Here is a 22,013-nt window from a genome sequence, read left to right on the forward strand (position 1 = left end):
AGACACGGTCAGCTCGCGGTGATCGACCTGCTCTTCATCGCCACGGCCCAATCCGCCTTCGAACGGGCCGGCGAAACCATGCTGGCCGTACGGAAAGCCGTGGCGCCGCGCAAGGACGCGACGTGATGGGCCGCTCCGCCGGTCATGTCCGGCCGGATAGCGAGGCGGCCCAGGTGCTGGACGCCCTTGGCCGGACCAGCCGGGAGAGTACGGCCCTCACGCCATGGTGACGGGGCCGGCGTGCCGAACCTCACCCCAGGAGGCGCGGCGCGGCAGACGCTCGGACCGACCGTATCGAGCAGCGTGGAAAGCAAGGTGCTGTGATCCCCGTACGGTATGTCTGAGTCGCGCATCATGGCCATCCCGGCCGTGAACACGTAACAGGCACCACGGACCATACGGATCTCGTGCTCGAGGTTCTCGGCCGACATGTGCCTCCGCCACGGTCCTCGGCTCCCGTCGGGCCGGATCACGTTGGCGAAGCCGCCGCAGCTCATCGGAACAGAGCGGACGCTCCCTGTCCCGCTCAGCGAAGCATCCGGCCCGGGTCGTCCGCCAGGACGGCTTCGACCTCGGCGCGGCGCCTGCGGGATGTCGGGCCGCGCTCGTTGAAGACCTGGCTGCATTTGCTGGTGCCGTAAACGAGGCGTTCAAGGGCGGCCCAGACGATCGAGCCGGGCGTATAGCTGGGCATGCGGCCCTGCCGGGTCCGGAGCGGGATCAGGTTGGCCGGGTCGGCGAGCCAGGCCGCCAGGAGGCCATCCAGGTCGTCGGTCGGTCGGCCGATGTAGCGGGACGGCTGCTTTGCGAAGCCGATCGCGCCATCCCTGACCTCGACGATCGTGAACTTCTTGAACTGGCCGCGCTTCACCGCCTTCAAGACTCTGAGCTTGCGGGCCGCGGCCGGTGTGACAGTGGAAGACGCCTCGTGCCGCCGGTGATCAGTAAGGACAGGCTCGTCCAGACAGGCGTCCCCGCCCGGATGCCCCACCGGCCGTGGGCGTCATGTTTGTGGACGGGGACGAGGGTGGCGCGGTTCGAGAGCCAGTCGTCCACGAACTGGTTCACCGTTCGCGGTGGCGCAGGCCAACGAAGCACGAAGCCGTGGAAGCGCCGCCGCGTGAACAGCGGCACAGGCCAGAATCCGCGGCTTCAGCCCGAGGAGCGCGTCAATACGCCCTCAACCGCACCACCACACCCACGATCAGCAGAACGCCGCGATCGGTGCCTACATCCGCTGGCGCAACGCCCGCGCCCAACCGAAGACCAGCTTCGCCGCCAGCTCACCCATCCGAAGCTGGACCAGTTACCATCCAAGGTCGCGTGACGAGCCATTAGGGACGCAGCCCAGGCCATCACGAGGGCATTCAACGGATATTTCCCGCCAGCGGCGGGCGCTGTGAACCCTGGATGGAACCCATCCGGCCCGGTCAGCCCAGCGAACAGCGACGCGACATCCGTCCTCCCCGGTGCGGATGAACGCTCCGGTGAAGCCGAACAGAAGCCACTCGTGCTCATCATGCTCTCGTACAGCAGCGGTCATCTGCCACACCGCTGGTACGCGAGGTCTGGTCACTCGAGATGTGGGGCTGTCGTCATGCGGGTGTGGTGTGCTGTAACCACGGTTGTCTGCCTGTTCACATTGACGCCCGCCGTCCAGGCGGCGGAGCTACCGGTTACCCGGAGCATGGTGCAGGAGCCGCCGCCCGGCGCGGCGAGTGAGGCGCCAGAGCAATTATCCGGCTCCGCAGAGAACCTGCGCCCAGGCGGCTCCACGGTGACGAGCCTGCGCAGCCCCGAGCGGAAGCCGCAGCGTCCCAAGCATGCGGTCGCGGACCGGTTGCCCGTGCCGGCCCTCGATCCGTCCGCATCGCTGCCGCCGCAGCGGGTGACGGACGTGAAGATGCTCGAGGCCGAGCGGCCGCAGGGCGAGAATGTGGTCGAGGTCGGCCAGGAGCTGGTCGAGCAGCGCTCCGCGACCTCCCGCGGGTACCGAAACGACGATGGCACGCACACCCGCCGCCTGTACAGCGAACCGGTGCAGGCTCGACGACCGGACGGAAGCTGGGCGCCGATCGACCTCAACCTGACCCAGGACGCCCGTGGGCGCATCGCGCCCCGGCTCGTGCCCTCTCCGGTCAGCTTCGCGGCCACCGCCGCCGACGGGAACCTCGCCACGTTGACCCTGGACGACGCGCACGAGGTGGTCTTCGGCTTGCCCGGGACGGCCGCGACACCCGGCCGGATCTCCGCCGAACAGGTCCGCTACTCCGGTGTACGGCCGGACGCCGACCTGCGGCTTGGCGCCACCGCGACCGGGCTCAAGGGCAGTATCGTGGTGCACTCCGCCGACGCGCCGACCACGTATGACGTCGATCTCCGGTTACGCGGCCTCACGCCCACCCGGGACGAGGCCACCGGCGACATCGCGTTGTCCGATGCCGGCGGCGCGGTCCACGCGCTGGTCCGCGCCGGGTCGATGCGTGACGAGAAGGGCGCCACCTCGCCGGGCGTTCGCTACCGGCTGCAGCAGTCCGGCCAGTCCTGGGTGCTGCGCATGGAGCTGGCCGAAGACTGGCTGCGCGACAGCAGCCGGGTGTTCCCGGCGCTGGCAGACCTGACCATGGAGAGGCAGGTCAATGGCGACGGCGACGACACCTACGTCACCACCGGCGCACCGGGCGACCACTCCGCGGAGACTATCCTCAAGATCGGAAACGAGGGCTCCGGACGGGTTCACGCGGCCTACCTGCATTTCTCCGGTTTGGCTAGTAGCCTGCCCAACCAGTACGTCGCTGGTGCGACGCTGAACCTGCACAACGTGCACAGCGCCACGTGCGCCCCGAAGCCGGTGGACGTGTACGCGGTTGGCGCGCCGTGGTCCGGGTCCCGGATGACCACCTGGCCGGGAGCCCCCCTCGCGCAGCATCTGAGCCAGCGATCCTTCTCATACGGTCGTACCGAATGCCCGAATGCCTGGGCTTCCCTCCCGCTGGAGCTGGATCGGGACGTGCTCACCGACTGGACGCACGGCACGCCGTTCCACGGCCTTTCCGTGCGCTCGGCCGACGAGGCGGACACCGGCAGCTTCAAGCGGTTCGGATCGGCGCAGGCCACCGCCGAGGATGGCGCGGGCGTGCCCTTCCTGGACGTCAAGTACTCCCCGCAGGGCGCCGAGTACCGGGCGGACGAGGTGACGCTGCCGACGGCGAACCGGGCCGGCCAGCTGAAGGCGACGGTGCGTAACCGTGGCGCGGTGACGTGGACGCCAAGCGGCCCGCACAAGTTCGGGTTCATCGTCAAGCAGGGCAGTACGGTCGTGCAGACCTCGCCGAAGTTCAACGTCCCGGGGAACGCCGGCCCGAACGCGTCGGTGGCGATGAGTGTGCCCATCGCGCCGCTGCCGCCCGGCGAGTACCAGGTGGCCATGACGATGTACAACGGCACCATCGACTACCGCGACTACGGCGTGCCGCATGGGGCGTTCAGCCTGCGGGTGGTCAACGTCCCGCCGACCACCCGCTTCCAGCAGCCGGGCAGCGGCGCGGCGGTCGACTCGATCAGGCCGACGCTGTATGCCGAGGGCCACGACGACGACAAGTGGCCGGGCACCGGGTTCAAGTACAAGTTCCGGATCTGCGCGGGCACCCCCGAGGCGCCGGTCGACTGCGCGCAGACGCAGGACTGGACGAACGCGACGTGGGTGCCGCCGGCGGGCACGCTGCGCTGGAGCCGGACGTACTACTGGTGGGTCCAGGTGCACGACAACGTCACGGCAGGGGAGTGGCGCGGCCCGCTGCAGCTGAACACGCGGGTGCCGCAGCCGGAGATCACCTCGCACCTCGGCGTGACCCCGCGGGGGGCGCCGGCGCCGGGGCTCGACCCGCAGGTCGGCAACTACGGGATGACCAGCACCGACACAGCGGTGGCCACCGTCGGCCCGGATCTGACCATCACCCGCGCGTACAACAGCCTCGACCCGCGTAACACCAACGCCTTCGGCGAGGGCTGGGCGTCCCGGCTGGACACCGAGCTGTCGGAGGACGACGACGGGTCCGGCAACGTGACGGTGACGCTCCCCACCGGCCGCCAGGTGCGCTTCGGCCGCAACCACGACGGCACGTACGCGCCGCCGATGGGGCAGAACCTCACCCTGGCCTACGACACGAGCATCGCGAAGTACACGCTGCGCGACACCAGCAGCAGCCAATGGCGCTTCTACGAGTGCGGCAAGCTGGACCGGATCACCGACCCGAGCGGCCTGGTCCAGGAGCTGGAATACGAGGCCGCCTGCCCGGACGGCAGGCCCGTCAGCGTGCGCAACCTGACCAGCGGCCGGCGGCTGAACCTGACCTGGACCGGCGGGCACGTCACCCGGGTGTCCACCGACCAGCCGTCGCTGGCCTGGACCTACACCTACGAAGGTGACCGGCTGACCAGCGCGTGCAATCCGGCCGCGGCGCCGAACTGCACCCGGTACGCCTATCAGGCGGGTTCGCACTACCGGTCGGTGACCGTGGACGACAGCCCGCGGGCGTACTGGCGGCTCGGCGAGACGACCACGGGCGGCGCGGCCAGCGTCACCGCCCGTACGCCGGGCGCGGACGCCGGCACCTACCACTCGGTGACGCTCGGCGTCACCGGTGCACTGGCCGGCACCACCGACGGCGCCGCGGCGTTCAACGGAACGAGCAGCCGGATCGCCCTGCCGGCCAAGCTGGCCGGCAGCACCATGACCCTCGCCGTCGAGCTGTGGTTCAAGACCACCGCGGGTGGCGTGCTGATGAGCTACGCCGACCAGCCCTTCGGCTCGGCCACGCCGAGCAAGCAGTGGACGCCGCTACTGTACGTCGGGCGGGACGGCTACCTGCGGGGCGGATTCTGGGTGCCCAAGCCTGAGGGCCAGCGGCAGATCGTCTCCGACGGCCGCGTCAGCGACGGCCGCTGGCATCACGTGGTGCTGTCCGGATCGATCGACAGCCAGAAGCTGTACATCGACGGCGTGGCACAGAAAGACGACATCGACCCGGAGCAGGACGACACGATCAAGGGCCTCATCGACCACGACGAGATGCCGCATCTCGTCGCGGGCGCGGGCAAGACCACCGGGTGGCCATCGGGCAACGGCGGCGACTCCTTCTTCGCCGGCAGCATCGACGAGATCGCGCTCTACCAGCATCCACTCGGCTCGACCGCGGTCGCCCAGCACGCCGCGGCGGCGCGGCAGGTCCAGCAGCTCACCACGGTGACGCTGCCGCAGGACGACCGGATCGCCGCCCAGCTGAGCTATGACACCGGCACGGACCGGGTGGCCAGCTACACCGATCACTCAGGGCGGAGCTGGACCCTGGAGGCGCCCAGCCGCAACGAGGGGGTCCGCCGGGTGGTGCTGCACGGGCCGTACCCGGACTACGTCTACGAGTTCGACGCCGACCACGGCGGCCGGCTGACCAAGCGCACCCAGGACGGCAAGACACGCAGCTACTGGTACAACACCGCGGGGTTCAGGTCGGAAGAGGTCGACGAGCTCGGTCACCGGATCACATTCACCACCGACGACCGCGGCAACGTGTTGTCGCGCACGACCTGCCGGGCCGTCGGCTCGTGTCAGACGTCGTACGCGACGTATTTCGTGGACAAGAGCAATCCGCTCGATCCGCGCAACGACCGCAAGCTCACCGACTCCGACGCGAGGTCGTCCGGGCCCGCCGACGCCACCTACCGGACGACGTACCGGTACGACACCGTCGGGCGGCTGCTGTCGGTCACCTATCCGCATGCGAGCGGCACCACCAGCAACCCGGTCGAGACCTGGAAATACTCCCTCGGCAGCGAGGCGGCCGACGGCGGCGGCACGGTTCCGCCGGGGCTGCTGATCGAGCACACCGGGCGCAGAGCCCAGCAGACCACCCGTTACCTCTACCGCAGCAATGGGGACCTGGCCGAGGAGGTCTCACCGGTCGGGCTGCGCACCCGCTACGCCTATGACGGCATCGGCCGGCGGATCAGCCAGACACGGCTCAAGGCGTCCGGGCAGGAGTTCGGCACGACCACCTACACCTACACGCCGCGCTCGGAGGTCGAGACGGAGACCGCGCCGCCGGTGACGAACGCGGTCTCAGGGGTGAAACACACCTTGCAGACCCGCTACGCCTATGACGCCAACGGCAACCGCACCCAGATCACCGAGAGCGACACCACGGGCGGAGATCCGGCGCGCACCACCAGCTTCGCCTACGACGCGCACGACAGGCTGGTGGCCACCACTTTCCCCGACGGCAGGCAGGAGAAGCGCGAGCTGCGCAACGCCGGGTTGGAGGAGCGGTTCATCGACCGGGCTGGCACCACCTGGATCACCCACTACGACGCACAGGGCCGGCCGCTGCGCCGTACGGCCGTGGGCGCGAACGTCGACCCCGAGGACTCCACCTCCCAGGCGCTGGTGCTGGAGGTCCGGACATACGACGCCGCCGGTCGGTTGGCGGGTCAGGCGGACGCGATGGGCCGGGAGACCCGCTACACCTACTACGACGACGACCTCCCGGCGACCGCCACGCGCAAGAACGTGCTGCAGGCCGATGGCAGCCGCAAGGACGTGCTGCTCGACCAGCGCGAGTACGACCCAGCCGGCAACGTCACGAAGATCACCGCCGCGGGCGGCCGGGTCACCGCGATGACCTACGACCCCGCCGGCCATCTCGCCACCCAGACTCTCGACCCGGCCGGGCTGAACCGCAGCACCGCCTACACCCGCGCCGCCGACGGCCTGCCGGTCGCCGTGGACCGCACCGGCACCGTCCAGTCCGGCCGGGTCGAGACCACCAAGTACCGCTACGACGCGGCCGGACTGGTCATCGCCGAGGACGTCCAAGCGGTCGAGGGCGATGCGGGCAGCGTGGTGTCCACCACCTACGACCGCGATGAGCGCGGCCTCGTCATCGAGCACGCGGACCGCAAACGGCTCCCGACGACGTTCACCTACGACGCGCTCGGCCGGCTGGTCACCGAGACCGGCCCGCAGGTGGAGACCTGGGTGGCCGGACAGCGGCAGACCGGCGTCAAACCGCAGACGACCATCGGCTACGACACCTTCGGCGAGCCCACCCACCTGAAGGACGCGAACGGAGCGGTCACCACCGTCGGCTACAACCTGCTCGGGCAGGCGGCCTCGGTCCGGCGGCCCGACTACACGCCGCCCGGCGGGCAGGTGATCCGAGCCGAGACCCTCATCGGATACGACGCTCTCGGTAACGAGACCTCGGTGACCGACCCACTGAAGCGGACCACCACCCGGACCTACGACCCGCACGGCCGGCCACTGACCAAGACGCTGCCGGCCGTCGACGGTCAGCCCAGCGTCACCAGGATCCGGTACGACCGCAACGGTGAGCCGCGCTCGGTCGTCGACCCGAACGGCGCCACCGTCGAGTACACCTATGACGAGCTGGGTCGGCGCATCACCCAAACCGCCGTCGAACGTGCGCCGCAGGCGTACTTCGTCACCAGGTACGGCTACGACGACGCGGGTAACCTGACCGCGGTGACCGACCCGGTGGGTCACACCGCCACCAGCACTTTCAACGCCGCCGGCGACCTGCTCACCAGCAAGGACCCGACCGGGCGGACCACCACCTACACCTACGACAACGTGGGCCGCGTGCGCACCTCCACCGATCCGGCCGGCGTCACGACCCGCATCGCCTACAACCTGCTCGGCCAGGCCACCATGGCCGGGCAGCTGACCGGAGCGATGGGAATCGAACAGCGGCGCTGGCAGACGGCGTACGACCCCAACGGCAACCTGACCACCAGCACCTCGCCGCAGGGCCGGGTCACCACGCTCGGCTACGACGCGATGAACCGTCTGGTGAGCCAGGAGGAGAAGGTCAGCGACGCCAAGACGATCCGCACCACGTTCGGCTACGACGCGGCCGGCCGCCGGACCCGGTTCGTCAACGGCAACGGGCACGCCACCGACTACACCTTCACGTCCTGGGGGCTGCCGGAGTCGACGATCGAGCCGGCCACCGCCACCACCCCGAACGCGCCTGACCGGACCTGGACCACCTCCTACGACCCGACCGGCAACCCGGTACGGCAGGCCGTCCCCGGCGGCGTGACCCTCACCGCGCAGTACGACGCCCAGAACCGGCTCAGGGTCCAGCGCGGCACCGGTGCGGAGGCGGCGACCGCCGACAAGACGTACGGCTACGACCCGGGCGGGCGGCTCACCTCCTTCGGCGGACCGGGCGGCCCGACCCAGCTGACCTACGACGACCGCGGCAACCTGCTGACCACCCGCGGCCCGGCCGGCGACGCCACCTTCACCTACACCGCCGACAGCCGGCCCGCCACGCGCAGCGACGCGGCAGGGAACTCCACGTACACCTACGACGGCGCGGGCCGCACGAACTCTGTCACCGACGGCCTGTCCGGCAGCACCCTCGACTTCGCCTACGACGCGGCGGGCCGGCTTTCCTCCACCGCCCAGCGCGGCACGGCGGGCCTGGTCAAGCGGGTCAACGACTACGACGCGCTAAGCCGCCTGCTCGGCGACAAGATCACGGAGTACACCGCCGGCGGTGCGGTGTCGCGCATCGTCCAGGGCACTGAATACCGCTACGACCGCGACGACAACGTCACCTCGAAGAAGACCATCACGAACGGGGTGGAATCTCCCAACACCTATCAATACGACGGTGCCAACCGGCTCACCTCGTGGACCCCGCCGAGTGGCACCGCCACGACCTACGAATGGGACGACGCTGGCAACCGCACCAAGGCCGGCTCCACCACCTTCACCTACGACGCACGCAACCAGCTCCGCTCCGGCAACGGGATCGACTACACCTACCGGCTACGCGGCACCATCGCCACCGCCGGAACCCGCAACCTCACCTTCGATGCCTTCGACCAGCTCACCTCGGACGGAGTCCAGTACACCTACGACAGCCTGGGACGCATCGCCCAGCGCAACGGCACCGCCTACCAGTACAGCGGGCTGGGCAACGACGTCGTCTCCGACGGCACGAGGCTGACCAGCCGCGGCGTCAACGGCGAACCGGTCGCCGACAAAGGGATCAATGCCACCGCCACCGGCAAGCTGCTGTACGCCGATCTGCACGGCGACGTCACCGCCCGCTACGGCGGCGCGGAGACGTCCGGCACCCGCACGTTCGACCCGTTCGGCGCCCAGCTCGGCGGGTCGGGGGAGACCCCCAGCGTCGGCTTCCAGGGCGAGTGGACCGAACCCACCACCGGCGCGGTCAACATGCACGCCCGGTGGTACGACCCCGGCACCGGCGCGTTCACCAGCCGCGACACCTGGACCATCCCGCAGATCCCCTCCACCGCCGGCAACCGCCACGCCTATGGCCTGGCCAACCCCCTCGGCACCACCGATCCCTCCGGGCACGTTCCCTGCTGGGTCTACGCCTTCGGTCCCCAATGCGACGGCCCGGAATCGACGCCGCAGTGGTTCGACTACCCCCAGCTCGGCTCTGGCGGTGGCTTCATCAACGGCCCGCCCGGGGGTGGCAGCGGCTCCGGCAACGGCCCCGGCAGCGGGTCAGGTAGTGGCACCGGCGGCGGTGGCGGCGGGGCCGGCACCGGCGGTAACGGAGAGGGCCAGCCCCCGCCCCCACCGCCGCCCCTGTGGCAGCAGTACCTGAACAACCCCCCGCCCCGGCCTCCCGCGGGCTCCACGGTGCCGCCCCCGCCGTCAACGCTGCCCAGCTGGGACCCCGGCCACAGCGACCTGATCGACCGGTCCGGCTGGCTCGCCGACAACGCGACGGACATCACCGAGGACTCCGTTGAGCCCAGCTCCATGTACATAGACCATCAGCCGCCATCCGATTTCGATGGCATGTGCGATGCTCCCAATATCGGAGACTGTCCCAAAGTCCCATTGAACAATGACAAGGGCTTCTTCGAAGGCCATCTCGACGATTTCCAGCAATCCTTGGAAGGGCTGGTCGGCGGAATTCTGACCGCCCGAGACTGGCTGGCGGCGAACCAGGGGTTCATCTTCGCCGTGATCGGCGGCATGGCCGGCATGGTCTGCATGCTTCCGGGTGTGCACACCTTTGCATGCGCGGCGGCGGCGGCTACTTTCGTGATCTCCGGACTCGACGGCATGTTCCAATGTTTCGCCGCCAACTCCGTGAACGGTTGCATCGGGCTGGCGGTGGGCCTCGGGTCATTCGGGGTGGGTCAAGGGCTTGGCGCCCTCGCGGGTCGGCTGTTCACACTGGCAGACGAGCTGGCCTGGGCGTGGAGATGGGCCCCTAATGCCCTGGGGGGAGCGATGAAGGGGAACGAATTCCTGTGGACCGGAATCGGTGATCCCCTGGTGAATCTCATGCTCTCCCCCATAACCGGCGAAACAGTCAAGGGCTGGGACCCCGGAAACAGGCCTCGAGTCAACTGGGGTGAGATGTGTGACGACAAGACGTGCTGAGTAGTCACTCGGACGACGAGACACATGTTCCGATGCCCTTTTCTCAGCAGAAATCTGGAGGAATTTCGTGAGCAGCCGAAGGGTGTCCGCCATGATGGCGGCGATATTAGCCCTGGGGGCACTGGTCGTTCCCGCGTCAGCGGTATGGGCCGAACCGGGACCGTCCGCGACGGAACGGATGGACGCGGCGGTACGCCTGACGGCCGGGGTGGACACAGCCAAGCCCGGGGCCGGGGGAAAGGTGCTGCCGCTTGAGACCGACGGCCAGGGCCGGGTCCTGGTGTACGTAGCCGGCACCGACGCCGAGGCGGCGCGGACGGAGGTCAAGGCGGTCGGCGGCGTGGTGTCCGACGCGGGCGGTGCCCAGGTTCGTGCCGCGGTACCGCCCGGCAAACTGAAGGATTTGGCGTCCCGGCCCGGTGTGGTGGAGGTGCGCGGCCCGGAGCGGCCGGTGCCGCTCGACACCACCTCGGAAGGCGTGGCGCCGTCGGGCGCGCAGGCCTGGCACAGTGCCAGCCCCGCCCGGCTCGGCGCCGGGGTCAAGGTGGGAATCCTCGACGTCGGGTTCGGCGGGCTCGTGGCCGCCCAGCAGGGGGGAGAACTGCCCGCCGACGTGACGGTGGACAACGGCCAGTGCGGTCCGGAGGGGCAGAGCACACACGGCACCGCCGTGGCCGAGGTCGTGCACGACATGGCGCCCGGGGCGAAGCTCTATCTGGCGTGCGTCACCGACTCGATGAGTTTCGACGACGCCGCCCGCTGGCTGAAAGGCCAGGGCGTGCAGGTCGTCAACGTGTCCATGAGCTTCCCCGGCACCGGACGCGGCAGCGGCGTCGTCACGGAGAACGGCTCCGACCCGGCCACGGTGGTGGCCTGGCTGCGCGGCCAAGGGGTCGTGGTCGTGGCGGCGGCCGGCAACGAAGCCGAGCAGCACGTGCACGGGACCATGGTCGACACCAACAGCAACGGCTGGCTGAACTTCCCCGGCGGGGGCGAGAACCAGGGGTTCACCGTCCGTGAGACCGGGGCGCCGATCACCATCGAGCTGCGCTGGGACGCCTGGCCCCGCACCAACACCGACTACGACGTCTATGTCATGGACCAGCTGGGCGTGCCTTCGGACAATCCCGGCCGCCTTCCGGTAGCCGTCGCCAATCGCCCGCAGCAGGAGACGCCCGGCGGACTCCACCCCGTCGAAACGGTGACCATCGAGAACACCGAGGCCGGGACGGCCTACTGGATCTACGTCAAGGTCAAGAACCCCGCCCCTCTGTACACGCGCCTCGACCTGACCCTTCACGGCCGGGCCCAAGGGGTCGCCATCAGGAGCCCGGAAGGCAGCATCGCCGAGCCGGCGAGCTCCCCGTACGCCATCGCGGTCGGTGCCATCACGCCGGCCGCCGCCGCGGCGAACGGCGATGTGGAGCCCTACTCCGGCCGCGGGCCGACGATCGACGGGCGGATCAAACCCGACGTGATCGGGTTCACCGGTGTCAGCACCTACACCGGCGGACCGACCATCCCGGGGAGCCGGCAGGGCACCTCGATCGCTGCCGCGCACGTCACCGGCGCCGCCGCGCTCTACAAGGGCGTCCGGCCCGGCCTCGACCCGGCGGAGCTGGAAGCGCTGCTGCTGGACAGCTCCACCCGCCCCGGGCGGAGCAACACCTTCGGATCCGGCGTGCTCAACGTCGGTCAGATACGCGACCTGGCACCGCCGTCCGGCAGCGCCTTCACCCCGCTGCCCACCTACCGGCGGCTGCTCGACACCCGCGACCCGGCGAGCCGGCATCCGGCGCCGCTGGCCCGCGGAGAGACACTCGCGCTGGGCGTCCCCGACCTGCCCGCCGACGCCACCGCGGTCATGATCGATGTCACCGCGGTCGACCCGAACGCCGACACCGAGCTGGAGTTCTTCTCCGACACCCCGACGGGCATCCCGTCGCTGTCCGCCGACGCGCGCAGACTGACCACGGCCCTGCTCACCGTCACCCTGCATCCGCAGGACAAGACCATCAAGGTCAAGAACTCCTCAGCGACGACCCACGTCGTGATCGACGTGTACGGCTGGTACAGCAGCCAGAGCAGCGCGTCCACATATTTCCCCAAGACCTCGCCGCACCGGCTGCTGGACACCCGCACCTGGGGGACCGCCGCGCCCAAGCTCGACCCGGACGAGGAGCAGATCCTGCGGGTACGCGGCGTGGCCGGCGTCCCCGCCACCGCCACCGCGGTGCTGGTCGACGTCAAGGCGACCGACGTGACTCAGACGGCCAACCTGGAGTTGTACGCGCACACCGCCCGCGGCAAGGTCACCCTGTCGGCCATGCCCGGCGAGACGCTGCAGACCCTCACCCTGGTCCCGCTCGCCGACGACGGGACGATCAGGATCCGCAACGGATCCGGGCAGGCGCACGCGGTGGTCGACCTGATCGGCTGGTACGCCACCGGCGCAGGGGCCCGCTACGTGCCCCTGCGCTACGCCCAGCCGCTGTTGGACAGCAAGCTGGGCGACAACACCGCACCGCTCGCGTTCGGCACCGCCGACAAGCGCGCCTTTCAGGTCAAACTGCGACCCCGGGTGCCGTCGAACGCCACCGCCGTCATGCTCGAAATGGCGCAATCGCGACGGCGCCTGGCGGCGGCCACGAGCGCAGCAGTGTGGTGCACGGAGTGCGGCTGGGCAGGCCACACCGACCTCAGCAGCACCACCTACGAAGGAGCGGACGGGGGCGACGACGATGCCGTGCCCTTCTCCGTATCCCGCACGGTGACCAACACCGCGGTGCTGCCGCTGGGCCCCGGCGTCATCCTGAACGCGCAGAACGCCCAAGGCGACGACACCCCGAACCTGACCCACCCCGGAGTGCACATCTCCGCCGGCCTCACCGGCTACTTCGTGGGCGGCCAGTCACACGGGTCCGCCCCGTTACCGTCGCCCACCGGCCATTGGAAGCTCGACGACGGCACCGGCACCACAGCCGCCGACTCCTCCGGCAACGGGCGCCCCGCCACCCTCCAGAGCGGCGCGTCGTGGATCGGCGGCCGAAACGGCGGCGCGATCATGCTGAACGGCACCTCGGGCTACGCGGCCACGACCGGCAGCGTGCTGCGCACCGACCGGTCCTTCACCGTCTCAACGTGGGCCTTCCTGAACCGCCGCGGCGACTGGTTCACCGCCCTTGCGCAGGCGGGGCAACAGCAGTCCGCGTTCTACCTGCAATACAGCCGCGAGCTGGACGCATGGCGTTTCGTCGCTCCATCCGCCGACACCGCGAGCCCGACCGCCTATGCCGCAGTCGACGCCGCGACGCCGGCCGCCACCGGCGAATGGACCCACCTGACCGGGGTGTACGACTCCGGAGCGCGCCAGCTGAGACTGTACGTCAACGGGGCCCTGGCCGGCCAGGCCACCGGAACCATCTGGAATGCGGGCGGCCCGTTCATGATCGGCGCGGCGAAGAGCGGCGGACAGGTGAGCAACCGCTTCCCCGGCGGCGTGGACGACGTCCGCGCCTACGATCGGGCACTGTCCGACTCCGAGGTGCGCGAGCTGCACCGGACCCCGCCGCCGGGACTGTACGACCACTGGAAATTCGATGAGGGCTCCGGCACGGTGGCGCGCTCCTCGGAAGGGCGGAAGATGAGCGCCACCTTGAAGGGCGGCGCCTCGTGGGACACCGCCGGTGTGTCCGGCGCCGCGGTGCGGCTCAACGGCACCTCGGCGTTCGTCGAGACGCCGCAACGCGCGATCACCAGCACCGACAGCTTCACCGTGACCGCATGGGCCAAGCCGATCAGCGACGTCAACGGCGGCTGCCGGATCGTGCTCAGCCAGGACGGCGCCACAATGAGCGGTTTCGCCCTGAAACACTGCGGCTCCGGCACGGGCAGCTGGCAGTTCGGCAAGGTGAGCCCGACGAATTTGGCGGCGGGCGCCGCAGCACGCGGGCCGTCGGCCACGCTGAACACGTGGACGCACCTGACCGGGGTCTACGACGCTGCCGGCCGTACGCTCCGGCTATATGTCAACGGTAGCGTCGTGGCCACTGCGGACGGGGTGACGCTGGACAACGCGCTCGGCGCGTTCGCGGTCGGCCGCGGGAAGCTGAGCTCCGGCGCGGTCGGCTTCTTCGCTGGCACGATCGATGACGTACGCGCCTACGTGGGCGTGCTGGGCGACAACGAGATCCGCGCGCTCGGCACGACTGCTCGCTAAAAGGAGAGGGGCGCGGCGGCCCATCCATGGCAAGGGCCGCCGGATACCTACAACCTGGAGGTCCGGTCCTTCAGGGTGGAGAGGACATGCGGAACTGCGGGGCGTGACGGCGCCTGGGGCTTGTCGGTGGTGGTCGGTAGCTTGGGCGGCCTGTCCCGCTACCGGCTCCACCCCGCGGCTGTGCAGGAGGACGTGGTGTTGCTGAAGCATGGTGGGCATGCCCCGTTCATCGGGGAGAGACGAGAGTGGGACGTGGTCATCGGGCGGCTGCGCCAGGCGCAGGAGCGGGGCGAACTGCGGACGACGAGGACCTGCAGCTGGTCACCGAATTGTTGTACGGGCCCATCTACTACCGGATGCTCCTGCACCTGGGCCTGCAATCCCCCGACCGCGTCCCCGTCGCTGATCGACTATGTGATCAGGCCCCTCATGCTCGGTAGCGACCGCTGAGCGCCGCCCGAAGCCGGGCCGATCGGCGGAAAGGGCGTAGGCCAGGTGCGCCGCCTGCGTGCGCAGGCCCACCGCGGCCGCCTGGTCCAGAACCGCCGGCAGCACGTCGTGCTCGTGTCCGAGGGACGGGAACTGGTCGAGGTCCAGAACCGCTGCCAGTTCGATCTCGGGGATCGGGCTCTCGAGCTGGAGCCTTTGCAGAGCTGGGGCGGATCGCATCCGGCAGGCGCCGATGACGAGGCATGGACGGCGACAGCCTCCTTGCAGCGCTACGCGGAGGACCTGGGAGTGCCCTTCAACTCCCTCAAGAACTACCGGTGGGTTGCCGCTCGCTGGCCCAAGCAGCGTCGTCGGCCCGGCGTGTGCCACAGCGTGCACCGCATCTTGGCCGGGATACCCGCCGACGAGCAGCGCTGGCAGACCATCACCAAGCCGCCGCTCGACGAGCGGACAGGCGAGCACCGGTGGACTTAGGACGCCGCCAAGCGGCTGGTCGGCCATCAGGTCGAGCGTCCGGTCAGCGTGCAGGAGAAGGTCGAGCGTATCCACGACCTGGCCCGCGATGACGAGGCCGCCGCTCAGGTGGCCACCGACCTGCTGCGTCGGCCACAGGTGGCCGACCGGTCCATGCGCGACGATCTGGCCAAGCACATGGTCAACCGGGCGCAGATTGACCACGCTCAGTAGGCCAGCCAGCCGGTCCGGCAGCGCACGCCCGCCTTGCCTCGCATCGAGCGAAGCCGTGACTTCCTCGACCTGATCGGGGCGTGCGCCCTGTTCGTAGCCTCGATCGCCCGCATTCTGCCGGTGCTCCGCGACCATCAGTTCAGCGAGGACGAGCGCGCAGCCGCGGCGCGTAACGTGGCACGTGTTCGCGCCACGGTCGATTGGCTGGAGGCCGCCATCGAGTCGGGGGACGTGAGTTTGGACGAGAACCTTGCCCGGCTGCTGCGCGGCGAGTAGACCATGCCCTCCAGGGGCTTGGCGGCCAATGTCTACGGGGAGCAGGTGCGCCTGGCGCTGCTGGAGGCCCGCCCGGCCGGGCTGACCGCCCAGCAGTTGGTGGCCGCCACCGGGCTGAGTCTCTACCAGGTGCGCAAGGGCATTCTCTACATCCGCGAGGTCGCGGCGATGGCCAACCTGACCCAGCTGATCTGGACATACGCCTACGGATACGCGTTCGCGTCCACGCCGGTCGACTGGATCGCCTACGAGCGCTCGCGGCTGCGCATGGAGCTAACCCGGGTCAGCCGTTTCCTGTCGGCGACGGTGGCGCCTCATACGGCGCTTACCCCGGAGGAGGATTGGATCAAGCTGGTGCTGGGCCAGCTCAACGTGATCCAGACGGCGCTGAGCCTGGTCAACAAGGCGGAGGTGTGACGGGCGTGCGTCCCCGCCGCTACCCCTCCGACACGACAGACGAGGAGTGGTTGCTGCTGGAGCCGTTACTCCCGGTGCCGGCCTGCCGGACCCGCAAAGGCGGGCGACCGGAGAAGCACCATCGCCGCGACATCGTGGACGCGATCAGGTACATCACCGACAACGGAGCCAAATGGCGAGCCCTGCCTGCGGACTTTCCGCCCTACCAGACCGTGTTCGGCTTCTTTTCGCGCTGGGCCAGGACCGGAGTTCTTAACCAGATCCGCGATCAGCTCCGCCGCGCCGTCCGCCTGCGCGCCAGCCGGTGCCCGAACCCGGTCACGGGCGTCATCGACTCCCAGTCCGTGCGCGCGGCGGCCACCGTCACCGGCCGCTCACGCTCGTACGACGCCGGCAAGCGGGTAGGAGGGCGGAAACGTCACCTGGTCGTGGACACGCTCGGCCTGCTCATGGGAATCATGGTCACCCCTGCCGGGCAACCCGACGGCGACACCGCCAGGGAACTGCTGGCCCGGCTCCGGATGCTGCACCCGCAGCTCACCCTGGTCTGGGCCGACAGTGCCTACGCTGGTGGCATGGGCCCGCCGCTTCCTGCGCCTCACTTTGAAGATTGTGACCAAACGGCCAGGTCAGACCGGGTTCAAAGTCCTCGCGAGACGGTGGATCGTCGAAAGATCCATTTCGTGGCTGATGAACGCTCGACGCAATGTGATCGACTTCGAACGCAAGCCCTCACACAGCGAAGCACACCTGACCGTTGCCTCGATCACGCTCATGACCAGGCGGCTGACCAGGAAAAGGCCGCAGGCATGGACCCGAAAGCCGACCTCTGCGCCACGGGCCGCCTGATGGAAGCAGGAGCGTAGCGGCCACGCCAAGGTGTCGCATGTCCGGACTGGTGGAACCGACGTCTCGCAAGCTTGTGGCCAGACCGGACTACAGAACTCACACCCCCGGCCGTTCAGGGGCGTGACACCGGCCGCTCATACGGGGTCGCGAAAATGCCAGCGTTTCAACAGGCCCACGCCCCGCACGGGGGCGAACGTCAGCCAGGTGCCGTCGCCCGCACTGCGCACGACAACAGAATCCAGTTCCTGCCCGTCTGTTGGAACCTCACTGTTGGGTGGGTAGCAGACGATCCCTCTGCGTTGCGGTGGATTCGTCCCGAAGATCACCTGCATGGTTGCCTCGACCCCCTCCAAGTTATTGTCATAAAGGCAGGTCAGCGCGAGGTCGCGGGACAACAGACAGGCCGCAAGCAGTTCGTCGATCGCATCTTCGTAGACCTCCCAGTCGTCGTCTTCCACGCCCGCAAGCGGGAGGATTTCCCGCACTGGCCCGCCCTGGAAGTCGCCAATGCACAGGGCATGATCGTCGCCGCTGATCGCCAGCCACGGCTCCCCGTCCGGATGAATGTCGACCGGCGTGAACTTGTCCGAGATGACCACCTCCTCGGTTCCGTCGTCAGCCCATCGCACCCAATGCCCGTCCGGCTCCCCTGAGTCCACAACGAAGTGTTCGACGAAGCCGTAGCCTGCGTGCCGGCCGTCGCGGTGAACGAGCACATTGGTGTCCAGCCCGTACTGCGTCACAGCCCGCATGGTGATGTGCCAGCTTGCGACGTCGATGTGCCACCGCTCGACAGCAGGGTTACCGCCCCCGGCCTCCTCGGCGGGGACGAATGTCCACAGCACGGCACCATCGGCGCTGAACACCGCACAACTCGGCCGCGGGATGTCATCATCTTCACAGGCGGTCGAGAAACGAACCGGATGCCTCACCTGCCACCGCACACCGCCGTCCCGGTCGACCACGACGATCCGGTCGATGCCGGCAAACACCGCAAACTTCCGGTCCGGGCTTACGTCGAACCGGCACTCCGGGAACGCGATGTCGACCCAGTACCACGGCCAGCCCTTACTGGATTCGCTCTTCGTGAAGATATCCTCCGGCACCGGAAACCGCCCGACTACCGCTAGATCCTCATCTAAGACGAGTAGTCCACCGGCGGGACGGTGCACTGTCCCGGGTTCGGCCAGCACGGCCCAACCACCGCCGAACAGACGGCGCGGCGCACTGACTATCCGCTCCACCAGTTCGCAGACGAGCCCGGCGGTCAGCCGCACCTCCGGCTGGCCGGTCGCATGCATCCAGTTCGACACCATCCGCGCATCATAGAGATACCACCTGTCGTCCAATGGCTGAACGGGTTCGCAACACCGAAGCCGGACCCTCTTGGTGGCTTGGGTTGGACTCCCAGGACGATCCAAAGATCACTTATAGGGATCGAAGACACCCTCTCAGGTCGATCCATCGCTCCACGGCCGCCAGCCGCACCTCCACCAGCTGCGCGTCCGTCGAGTCGCGCAGTGGGCCGCACTCGACGCCCACGAACGGCATCCCGCGCCACAACGAGAGCGCGTACTCCAGGGTCTCCCGCTCCCCGCCGCGCCGCGCGATCTGCTCACCGCGGCCAGCAAGTCGCAACCGCAGGGCATCGACGCGGTCGGGCTCCACCTCCAGCCAGTAGCCATCCGGCATCGGACGGATTGTGCCGGCACCGAGCGCGCGGCGCAGGCGCACGACGTAGGTCTGCACACTACGCCGCGGGGTTGGCCGGGAAGCCGTGCGGCCAGAGGAAACGGACCAGCCGCTCCACCCGCATCGTCTCGCTGGCGAACATCGCCAGCGTGGCCAGCAGGGCCCGCAGCCGTTCGGGCCAAGGCTGACCGGCAGGTCGTTACGCCAGACCTCGAACGGCCCCAGAAGCGCGACTCGCAGGTCCGGCCGCGACGACGGGCCGGGTGGGCTCGCCGGTGTCATGTCCCCGCAGCCTCCAGGAAGGCGGCAGAGCAGGCCAGGCCGACTGCAGGACATTGCGAGGGCATCATGGCCGGACCATGTCGTGGCGCACGCCGAACGCCGGACACCGTGATCCGCACGCGCCGTGACACACCGGGCAGCCGCGTCGGCGCGCGGATAACGCCGAGATCACGCCCGCGCATTCCGCCAGGCCCCGGCCGGAATTCCGGCCCTGCTCCCGGTCCCGTAATCAGCCGGACCTATTCACGAATATCGTGCGACGCAACGGTCCGGCCACTGACGGTGCAAGGTGAAGCCGATGTGGCGCACCGCATCCCTAGGCTGTGGGCCGCCGCGATCTTTTGACGCGGTGCGGAACATTCTTGCTGCGCTCGGCGGGCCGTGTTGACGGATCCACGCCGCGATATCGGCGTCGTGCCCGGCCTTGCTCTGCGTGGCATCGCCACAGGTAAGTGCAGCAGAATCCCGCTTTGCGTCGGACATGACGCATTGTCCTGCCGTGCCGTTCTTCCATCACTTGAAGAGTCAGACATGAATTCAGGTCAGCACCGTAACCTCGACGTCCCGCCACAGCGGCCGCGAAGGCGCGACATCCACGGAGGGACTGACATCATGCGCGCTTCGAACGGCGCTCACCGCCTCGCCACCGGGCTCGCAGCCGCTTTCCTGTGCGCCGGCCTCGCCGCGTGCGGCGGCTCTCCCGAGATCGGCATCGGGGAGGTCGCCGCCTCCCCTGCCGCCCCCGCGTCGGACACGGCCTCGGACACCCCCCCGACCGAAAGGAAGGCGACCAGCGCACGGCCGACGCCTGCCCCCGCCGGGGGCATCAGCAAGGCCGCTCTCGTACGCAAAATGCGCAAGGACCCGGAGATGCAGGGGCTGCCCGACACGTACGTCACCTGTATGGCGGACCTTGCCATGAAGTACGGCGACAAGAAGGACCTGCGGCGCTACATCGACGGAGCGATCAAGTCCGACGACATCAAAGGCCTGACCCCGTCGAACAAGCGCTTCTGGAACGAGGCGGACAAGTGCGTGCATTGACATCCTCCGCCCGCCTGAAGGCGGGGGATTCCAACGTTTCTGCCGAGGAGTGATACCCCCACACAACTACCTCACCAGGAGGGGGAGTGTCGACTTGACGGCTGATCTTGGTTGTTGAATTGGTCAGAGGCTGGCACGGGTAAGGCGGCCTTCGAAGGCGATCTGGAAGGCGTTCAAAGGCGCCTTCCAGCGCATGGTCCCTCTCTGGCGGCCCTTCCCGGTCGGATCCAGGCTCATCAGCGCCATGAACACGCACTTCAAAGCCGCAGCCTCGTTCGGGAAGTGGCCACGGGCGCGGACCGCCTTGCGGATGCGCGCGTTGACGCTCTCAATGGCGTTGGTGGACCAGATGACCTTGCGGATCTCGACGTCGAAGGCCAGGAAGGGCACGAACTCGCTCCAGCTGGCCTCCCATAGGCGCACGATCGCCGGGTACTTGCGCCCCCAGGCTTCGGAGAAGTCGTAGAAGCGCTCCAGCGCCGCCTCCTCGGTCGGGGCGGTGTAACCGCCAACGCTGAGGTGAACGCGGCATGCGCTATCGCACACGCGGCAGGTCCTCCCCGCGGGGAGGTGCGCCAGGGGAATCCCCCGACTCCAGGCGGGGAGGACATCCACAGGGTGTGATCCTCGACGACCGGCCGGACTCGCCCCGCCCTCAACGATGTCAGCCGCGGACCAGGGGCAGTACGGAGGAGTGAATGCCCTTGGTGAACAGGGTGATCGCAGAGTAGTCGATGGGTATGGGGGTGATCCCCCTGCTGTGCACCTCGGCGGCGAGCCGTTCATCGGTGGCCTGCACGATCAGCCGGTTCGGCGCCAGCGCGAGCGTGTTGACCGCACATTGGCGCGCTTCGTCGGTGGTGACTTCGATGAGATTGAACCGCGACTCCAGATAGAGGCGGCTCTTCCGGGTGAACGCGACAGGGTTGAACAGCCCTACGCCGGCGCCGGCCATGGTGAAGTGGTCGTTGAGATGAACGACTCCGGAATGCGCGAAAGTCAGGGGCACGACCTGCCGATTGATGCCTTCGGCCGCCAGCGTGGCCCGCAACGCGGTCAGGCCGTCGGTGTTCGTGGCGCCACTGATTCCGACCAGGATGTCGTCGTCGGTGACCAGGACATCACCTCCCTCGATATGACCGTCGGTCAGTTCGCGCGTCTTGGACAGGCGAGGCAGGAGCCACGCCAGACCCGCTAGTTCGCTGCGCCGGTGGATGGAGGACGGACGCGCGGAGATGTAGAGGTCGTCGATCACAAAGCCCAGGTCACGCGTGTGTAGCTGGATGAGCGCCGCAGCGGGCTGAGCCCAATGAATGGTGACGCCATGGGATGCCAGCAGGGCAACCAGTTGCTCATGCTGGATGATGGCAGTGACCAGATCCTGCTGCTGAATGGGAAGGCGCTCGAAAACCTCCGCCTCGATTTCATCGACGGTCAACCCGGCGGTTTCCGCGAATTCCGGGGCGAGGCCTGTCAACCGGAATGGCTTAACAGGCCCGACGACGACCTCGTGCAACCTGGCGACATCGCTGGACACCTGTACGGTGATGTTCTTCTCATTCACTGGTTCTCTTCATTCTTTATCGGCGCTCCGGTGGTTCTTCCAGTAAAGAGCGCGCCCAGAGCGGCCCCCCG

At 68.8% G+C, this 22,013-nt stretch carries 9 protein-coding genes and 2 pseudogenes; 6 read left to right on the top strand and 5 right to left on the bottom strand.

The genetic code is table 11. The features are described from left to right. Positions 1-526 precede the first annotated feature (526 nt). A complete protein-coding gene (locus AB0J69_RS53360; protein ID WP_364135100.1) occupies positions 527-880 on the bottom strand; it encodes a hypothetical protein in 354 nt (117 codons plus the stop codon). A gap of 897 nt (positions 881-1,777) precedes the next feature. On the opposite strand from AB0J69_RS53360, the gene AB0J69_RS53365 reads away from it, so the two are divergent. From AB0J69_RS53365 to AB0J69_RS53385, 5 genes and pseudogenes are all read left to right on the top strand, one after another. Continuing rightward, positions 1,778-10,462 (top strand): LamG-like jellyroll fold domain-containing protein, encoded by an 8,685-nt coding sequence (locus AB0J69_RS53365; RefSeq protein ID WP_364135104.1) that lies wholly within the window; start codon positions 1,778-1,780, stop codon positions 10,460-10,462. A gap of 91 nt (positions 10,463-10,553) precedes the next feature. Then, positions 10,554-14,681: a LamG-like jellyroll fold domain-containing protein gene (locus AB0J69_RS53370; RefSeq protein ID WP_364135157.1), complete on the top strand. Its 4,128-nt coding sequence runs from the start codon at positions 10,554-10,556 to the stop codon at positions 14,679-14,681. Between the two features lie 738 nt (positions 14,682-15,419). Continuing rightward, a pseudogene (locus tag AB0J69_RS53375) lies at positions 15,420-16,094 on the top strand (DUF6192 family protein). Between the two features lie 18 nt (positions 16,095-16,112). Continuing rightward, positions 16,113-16,511 carry a hypothetical protein gene (locus AB0J69_RS53380; RefSeq protein ID WP_364135107.1) on the top strand — a complete coding sequence of 133 codons (399 nt, stop codon included), beginning with the start codon at positions 16,113-16,115 and terminating at the stop codon, positions 16,509-16,511. Between the two features lie 5 nt (positions 16,512-16,516). After that, complete coding sequence (locus AB0J69_RS53385) at positions 16,517-17,377, top strand: IS5 family transposase (protein ID WP_364135110.1); 861 nt, start codon at positions 16,517-16,519, stop codon at positions 17,375-17,377. Between the two features lie 117 nt (positions 17,378-17,494). Here AB0J69_RS53385 and AB0J69_RS53390 read toward each other — a convergent pair whose 3' ends face one another. Next, entirely contained in the window at positions 17,495-18,676 is a 1,182-nt protein-coding gene (locus tag AB0J69_RS53390; RefSeq protein WP_364135113.1) for a hypothetical protein, read from the bottom strand. Positions 18,677-18,788: 112 nt separating this feature from the next. Then, positions 18,789-19,052: a BTAD domain-containing putative transcriptional regulator gene (locus AB0J69_RS53395; protein WP_364135116.1), complete on the bottom strand. Its 264-nt coding sequence runs from the start codon at positions 19,050-19,052 to the stop codon at positions 18,789-18,791. Between the two features lie 894 nt (positions 19,053-19,946). On the opposite strand from AB0J69_RS53395, the gene AB0J69_RS53400 reads away from it, so the two are divergent. Further along, positions 19,947-20,378: a hypothetical protein gene (locus AB0J69_RS53400; RefSeq protein WP_364135119.1), complete on the top strand. Its 432-nt coding sequence runs from the start codon at positions 19,947-19,949 to the stop codon at positions 20,376-20,378. Positions 20,379-20,501: 123 nt separating this feature from the next. Here the strand turns inward: AB0J69_RS53400 and AB0J69_RS53405 are convergent. Both AB0J69_RS53405 and AB0J69_RS53410 read right to left on the bottom strand, forming a co-directional pair. Further along, positions 20,502-20,882 (bottom strand): annotated as a pseudogene (locus AB0J69_RS53405) (transposase); the annotation flags it as partial. A 160-nt stretch (positions 20,883-21,042) separates the two neighbouring features. Then, positions 21,043-21,942 (bottom strand): arginine deiminase family protein, encoded by a 900-nt coding sequence (locus tag AB0J69_RS53410; protein WP_364135122.1) that lies wholly within the window; start codon positions 21,940-21,942, stop codon positions 21,043-21,045. Positions 21,943-22,013: the final 71 nt, after the last annotated feature.

The sequence above is a fragment of the Nonomuraea sp. NPDC049709 genome (assembly GCF_040674815.1).
In the GTDB taxonomy this organism is placed as follows: domain Bacteria; phylum Actinomycetota; class Actinomycetes; order Streptosporangiales; family Streptosporangiaceae; genus Nonomuraea.